Annotated in this window: 6 protein-coding genes; 3 read left to right on the top strand and 3 right to left on the bottom strand. The window is 67.0% G+C overall.

Features of this window, described 5'->3' with window-relative positions; genetic code table 11:
- Positions 1-317: 317 nt before the first annotated feature.
- From ACIP64_RS41375 to ACIP64_RS41365, 3 genes are all read right to left on the bottom strand, one after another.
- Positions 318-1,067 (bottom strand): transposase family protein, encoded by a 750-nt coding sequence (locus ACIP64_RS41375; protein ID WP_401598024.1) that lies wholly within the window; start codon positions 1,065-1,067, stop codon positions 318-320.
- A gap of 125 nt (positions 1,068-1,192) precedes the next feature.
- On the bottom strand, positions 1,193-2,086 hold the full coding sequence (locus ACIP64_RS41370; RefSeq protein ID WP_401598022.1) for a LysR family transcriptional regulator: 894 nt from the start codon (positions 2,084-2,086) through the stop codon (positions 1,193-1,195).
- Positions 2,087-2,102: 16 nt separating this feature from the next.
- Entirely contained in the window at positions 2,103-2,426 is a 324-nt protein-coding gene (locus ACIP64_RS41365) for a hypothetical protein (RefSeq protein WP_401598027.1), read from the bottom strand.
- Here ACIP64_RS41365 and ACIP64_RS41360 point away from each other — a divergent pair.
- The 3 genes from ACIP64_RS41360 to ACIP64_RS41350 all read left to right on the top strand — a co-directional run bounded on the left by ACIP64_RS41360 (position 2,308) and on the right by ACIP64_RS41350 (position 5,652).
- The gene (locus tag ACIP64_RS41360) at positions 2,308-3,462 is read left to right on the top strand and encodes an MFS transporter (protein ID WP_401598019.1); all 1,155 of its coding nucleotides are present in this window, start codon (positions 2,308-2,310) and stop codon (positions 3,460-3,462) included. The two genes, ACIP64_RS41365 and ACIP64_RS41360, sit on opposite strands and share 119 nt — an antisense overlap.
- 373 nt (positions 3,463-3,835) lie before the next feature.
- Positions 3,836-4,621, top strand: a complete 786-nt coding sequence (locus ACIP64_RS41355) for an electron transfer flavoprotein subunit beta/FixA family protein (protein ID WP_401598016.1) — start codon at positions 3,836-3,838, stop codon at positions 4,619-4,621.
- A 68-nt stretch (positions 4,622-4,689) separates the two neighbouring features.
- Positions 4,690-5,652, top strand: coding sequence for an electron transfer flavoprotein subunit alpha/FixB family protein (locus ACIP64_RS41350; protein ID WP_401598013.1), 963 nt, complete (start codon positions 4,690-4,692; stop codon positions 5,650-5,652).
- The last annotated feature ends 195 nt before the right edge of the window (positions 5,653-5,847 follow it).

The following is a 5,847-nucleotide window of genomic DNA, read 5'->3' as shown; positions in this document are numbered from 1 at the left end:
ACCACTCCTCCCGGCCTGACTCAACGAGCCAGACCCCTGAAGGGGGTCAACTTTCAAGCGTCGCTACCGGTCCACTTTTCAGCCGTCGCCGACAGCTGATTGGAACCAGCCGTCCATAGACGTGATCGCCGGACGGCACCGGCGCGTCGTGAGCCGGTTCGGGTACAAGGGGACGGCGGCGGACGTCGCAGCGATGGCCGTCGGCCTTCCCCATGGGACTGACTGTCGGCTCGGCACCGGCGACGTCCTCGACCAGCCACCACCTCGACTCCGTCACCGTTTGCCGACACCACGGCGAAAGAGCTCAGTGAGCCTTTTCAGCGTTGCTTTTCCAGGGTGAGGATGGCTTTGGCTGCTGACGACAGGCGGTTGGGGCTGCAGCGGGCGTGACGGAAGATGCGCCAGCGCTTGAGGGTGGCCATGCCGCGTTCGACGGGATACCGAAGCCGTCCGTGGGCCCGGTTCAGTGAGCTTTGCCGGGTGGTGAGCTCTTTGCGAGGTGGGCGTCTGGTCGGCGTGGCGAGGGTGCCGCCGGCACCGAGGTAGGCGAGGTCAGCCAGGGCGGGAATGCCAAGGCGAACGCAGGTGGCAATGATGCGGTGGGTTCGGGCCGCGGTCAGGTCGTGGGTGCGGCCGGGCAGGGCGCGGGAGATCCACACAATCTCGCCGTGCGGGTTGGTGATGACCTGCAGGTTCACGCCGTGGCGACGGTGCTTGCCGGAGTAGTCGGCGCGGCCGTCGCCGACCCGGTCGCACTCGGCGAGCGTGCCGTCCACCAGTACGTACTCCGCGTCCGCCTCGCGCAGGGCCCGGGTCAGGCCGGGAGCTCGGTGGGCCAGGAGATCGACGACCGCGTGCACGTAAGCGTGGGCGGTGCCGACGCTGATCCGGAAACCGGCCGCGATCTGCGCGAGGGTGTCGTGCTTGCGCAGGTACATCAGTGCGACGAGCGCCCGCTGAGAGGGCCGGAGCTTGCAGCGTCGGTCACCCTCCCGGGTGACGACCAGCATCGTCACCCACTCAACCAGCGCGTGAGGCAGGTCCAGTGCGGCAGGATACGTAATCAACGAGGCTCCCCGGCGACAGAGTTGAGACGTCAGACATCTCGCTCAACCACCGAGGGGCCTCGTCCGTTCTGCGCTGATCTCCCGCCACCCCGCCATCACCCGATCGGTGGCCCCGCTGAAAAGGCTCAGTGGCTCCTGCCGACCTGCTCGAGGAAGCGGCGGGCGGCCGGGGTCGCCGCGTGTCCCTTGGGGATGACGAGGTCGACGCGGCGGTTCAAGTCGGTGCCGGCGAGCGGGATGAGCCGCAGCGGGGCACCGGAGTTCCCGTGGCGGGTGAAATCCAGCCCTGCCGGAATGATCGCGATGCCGACGCCAGCCGCCACCAGATCGAGCATCAGGGGCCACTCCTCGACCTCACACACGATGCGCCGGGTCAGACCGGCGCCACGGAAGGCCTCGTCGACTTGGGCGCGGATGGCCCAGTGGTGCGGTACATCCACGAAGCGCTCCTCTGTGAGCCCGTCGAGCGTCACCTGCTCCTCGCCGGCGAGCGGATGATCCGTCGCGCATGCCAGTACGACGGCTTCCGTGACGAGCGGAACGACGTCCAGACCCTCGCTGTACACGGGCAGCGCCGGGACGAGCGCGCAGTCCAGTTCCCCGTTGGCGACCATCTCCAGCATCTGCAGCGCCGGCGCTTGCCGGACGAGGATGTCGACGCCGGGGTGGGAGTGCGCGAACTCCGCGAGCCAGGCGGTAAACGGCAGAGTGTGGCCGATGGTCTGCAGGGTGCCGATGCGAAGCCGTCCCGAGAGGACGCCTCGTACGTCTCGGACAGCCTGCCGGGCAGCCTCGACCGCTTCGAGGGCCTTCCGTGCCGCAGGAACAAGCGCCTCGCCCTCAGAGGTGAGTCGGACCGGGCGGGTACCGCGCACGAACAGCAGGGCGCCGACGTCCTTCTCCAAAGTGCGGACCGATGACGACAAGCCGGACTGGACGATCAGCTCACGGGCGGCGGCGCGGGTGAAACTGCGCTCTTCGGCGAGCGCCACAAAGTGGCGAAGGTTGCGGAACTCCATCCCTTCATTATCTCTGTCAGAGATGACAACTATCTCCATCATGCCCCTGAAGGCTGATGCCGGAACGGCACGGCGCATGTTCTGATCCCTGGGCGGCATCAAAGGCCGCCGACTGCTCGAACGTGCTCCACTGAGGGACGGCGATGACCACGACAACACTCACAACCGCGACCCCGCGTTCGCTCCGGAACCGACATGCTTTCGGGTTCTGGTCCGTCGCGGTGGCGTTCTTGTCCTTGATGGCTTTTGGTACCGCGCCCACCCCGCTGTGGCCGCTGTACCAGGCGCGTGACCACTTCGGTCCGACCGAGGTCACCATCGCCTTCGCGGCCATGGTCATCGGCGCGGCGGTCAGCTTCCGCCTGCTCGGTCATCTCTCCGACCGGCTCGGTCGGCGCCGCATCATCGTCCCTGCCCTGGCTGTCGGCATTGTCTCGGCCGTAGTCCTCGCCATATGGCCGGACCTGCCGGGACTGATCGTCGGACGCCTGATCACCGGCGTGGCGGTGGGGCTCATGGCCTCGACGGCCACGGCATACCTCACCGACCTGTACCAGGAGGCATACCCTGATCGCGGTGGATCGCAGGTGCCGGCACTGGTCGCCTCCGTGGCCAACCTCGGCGGCCTGGCCCTCGGCCCCATCGTTTCCGGAGCGCTCGCTGAATGGGTTCCCGCTCCGCTGGTCACCAGCTATGTAGTCTTCACCGCCGCCATGGCGATACTGCTGCTACTGGTGCTCGCCACCCCCGAGACCGTCGATACCGAACTCAGGGCCGCGGACTGGCCCGACCGCTTCGCCCTGCGCCCTGGCCTGCGCCCCGTGTTCGCTGCTGCGGCGAGCACCGGCTTCTTCGCCTTCGCCCTGATGGGCCTGTTCTCCTCCCTCGGCGCGATCATGGTGCGCGGCGAGCTCGGCATCACGTCCACCTTCGTCGTCGGACTCGCCCCGTTCACCGCTTTCGCGGCCTCCGCGGCGGCACAGCTCGCGCTCGGAAAGCTGGACCAACGTCCCCAGATCCTGGTCGGCACCGCAGTCTTCCCCATCGGCCTGGCCCTCACCGCCATTGCGCTGTACCACCCGGCGCTCTGGTTCTTCCTCCTCGCTGTCGCCCTCTCTGGCGCGGGTGCCGGCGTGCTGTTCAAAGGCGCTGTCACGCAGAGCGCCATAGCGGCCGATCCCGCCTCGCGTGCGGGGGTGCTCGCCGCCTTCTTCGTCGTCGCCTACGCCGGCATGGGCCTGCCCTCGATCGCGTTCAGCATCGTCATCCGGCACGCCGCGCTCGCACCGACCATGATCTGGTTTGCCGTGGCCCTCTCCGCCGGGGCCATCGCCTCGGTGGCGATCGTCCTGCGCCACATCAGGCCCAGACGTTGAGCGAAAGCCCGGCTTTCCTCCTCAAAGAAGTCGAGGTTGACCTCCGGTAAGGTGGAGGTTATTCTCGACTTAAGGTCGGTGTGCTCGGATCGGGGCAGTGGATTGCGTGACAACGCGGTACCCGCTCCACGGTCACGAGTACGAGGCAGGCGCCGGTGGGATCGCTTGCTCGGGCGATGCCTCGGGCTCCGCCGTCAGGAGCCGGGTCCTGCCCGCATGGGGCACTCCGGATCCGACCTGTGCCGCTGTGCGTAACGGGGCCGCCGTACAGCGGTGCTCCTGCCCAGGGATCTTGCACCGTGCGTCGCACGGGTGACGTACAGGCCGGGGCGTGACAGGTGAATCTCCTCCTCCGGAAGGGCTTGGATCAGGCATGACTTTGAAGATGGTCGTCTGCGTGAAGTACGTGCCTGATGCGACCGGTGACCGGCGCTTCGCCGCAGATCTGACAGTGGATCGGGATGCCCTGGACGGGCTGCTGTCCGAGCTGGATGAGTATGCGGTGGAGCAGGCGCTGCAGATCACCGAGACCGCAGATGACGCGGAGATAACCGTCGTGACGGTCGGGCCGAAGGATGCCCAGGGTGCGCTTCGTAGAGCGCTTGCGATGGGCGCGGACAAGGCTGTGCACATCCAGGACGACGACCTGCATGGCACTGATGCGCTTGGCACGTCGCTGGTGCTGGCGAAGGCGATCGAGAGGGCCGGATACGACGTGGTGCTGTGCGGAATGGCTTCCACCGACGGTGCGATGGGGGTGGTGCCTGCCCTACTTGCCGAGCGCTTGGGAGTGCCCCAGGCAACCCTCCTGTCGGAGGTGTCCCTTCACGACGGCACGCTCAGGGGGCGGCGGGACGGGGATACGGGCTCGCAGCAACTGGAGGCGCCACTGCCGGCAGTGGTGTCCGTGACGGATCAGTCCGGCGAAGCGCGCTACCCCACGTTCAAGGGGACCATGGCGGCGAAGAAGAAGCCCATCCAATCGCTCTGTCTGGCTGATCTCGACATAGCCGCCAGCGCGGTCGGACTGGAAGGGGCTTGGTCGACGGTGCTGAGTTTGTCGGAGCGACCTGTGCGAGCCGCCGGAACCGTCGTGGCGGACGAAGGCGAAGGGGGAAAGCGGCTCGCGCAATTCCTTGCGGCCCAGAAATTCCTCTGAATCCGTACCGCAGCCGTCCGCCACTGCAGGCAGACCATCATTGACCCAGATCTCCAGGAGTGCCGGTTATGTCTGAAGTCATTGTGTATGTGGATCATGCGGATGGTGTGGTCCGCAAGGCGACGCTGGAGTTGCTGACGCTTGCGCGACGGATCGGTGACCCGGTTGCCGTGGTCTTGGGTGCCGGTGCTGCTTCCACTGCCGCTGTCCTGGCGGAGCACGGTGCGGTGAAGATCATAATGTCCGATGCCCCCGAGTTCGCCGATTACCTGGTCGTACCGAAGGTGGACGCGCTGGAGGCGGTGTGCGACGCAGTGGCACCCCTTGCCGTACTGCTGGCGTCGTCGGCCGAGGCAAAGGAGGTCGCAGCCCGGTTGGCTCTCCGGATCGGCTCCGGCCTCATCACCGACGCCGTGGACCTGGAGCCGGACGAGACCGGGGTGACAGTCGAACAAGCCGTTTTCGCAGGGGCGTTCACGGCAAGGTCTCGCGTCACCAGAGGTGTTCCCGTGGTGACGGTGAAGCCCAATTCCGCTCCGGTGGAGCACTGCCCGGCGGCGGGCGCCGTGTCGCCGCTCACCGTGCGGTTCGGTGCGCTGGCCACCGCTACCCGGGTCGTCTCTTGCACTCCTCGTGAAATGTCGAGCCGTCCGGAACTGGCGGAGGCGCCGATCGTCGTCGCGGGTGGCCGAGGCGTGAACGGGGCTGCCAACTTCGCCCTCATCGAGGAGTTGGCTGACTCCCTCGATGCGGCAGTCGGAGCCTCGCGGGCCGCAGTGGACGCCGGTTGGTACCCGCACTCCAGCCAGGTGGGGCAGACGGGCAAGACGGTGTCTCCCCAGTTGTACGTTGCCGCCGGAATCTCCGGCGCGATACAGCACCGAGCGGGCATGCAAACGTCGAAGACCATCGTGGCGGTCAACAAGGACCCCGAAGCGCCGATCTTCGAGTTGGTCGACTACGGAGTGGTGGGTGATCTGTTCGACGTGCTGCCCCAGCTGACTCAGGAGATAGCCGCGCGCAAGAGTTGATTCTTCGGCAACCGGCGGCCGTATTACAGTCCCGAAGAGATTCCCTGGCAGGCCCCGATGCAGCGGGGTTCCCTGCACTCCGCGCTGGTCCGAGGAGCCTTGAAATGCAACTCGCCGCGATCATCGTGTCGCTGGTACTCGCCGTGGTCGGCGTGGCGCTGTTCAGCCGAGCCATCGCCCAGATCTACCGGTTCG

The sequence above is a fragment of the Streptomyces sp. NPDC088733 genome (assembly GCF_044751185.1).
Classification (GTDB): Bacteria; Actinomycetota; Actinomycetes; order Streptomycetales; family Streptomycetaceae; genus Actinacidiphila.
This window is presented reverse-complemented; position numbering and strand designations above follow the sequence as displayed.

Coding starts and splice junctions, on each gene's coding strand:
- ACIP64_RS41355 (WP_401598016.1), top strand. CDS start 3,836: ATGACTTTGAAGATGGTCGTCTGCGTGAAGTACGTGCCTGATGCGACC.
- ACIP64_RS41350 (WP_401598013.1), top strand. CDS start 4,690: ATGTCTGAAGTCATTGTGTATGTGGATCATGCGGATGGTGTGGTCCGC.
- ACIP64_RS41370 (WP_401598022.1), bottom strand. CDS start 2,086: ATGGAGTTCCGCAACCTTCGCCACTTTGTGGCGCTCGCCGAAGAGCGC.
- ACIP64_RS41365 (WP_401598027.1), bottom strand. CDS start 2,426: ATGACCATGGCCGCGAAGGCGATGGTGACCTCGGTCGGACCGAAGTGG.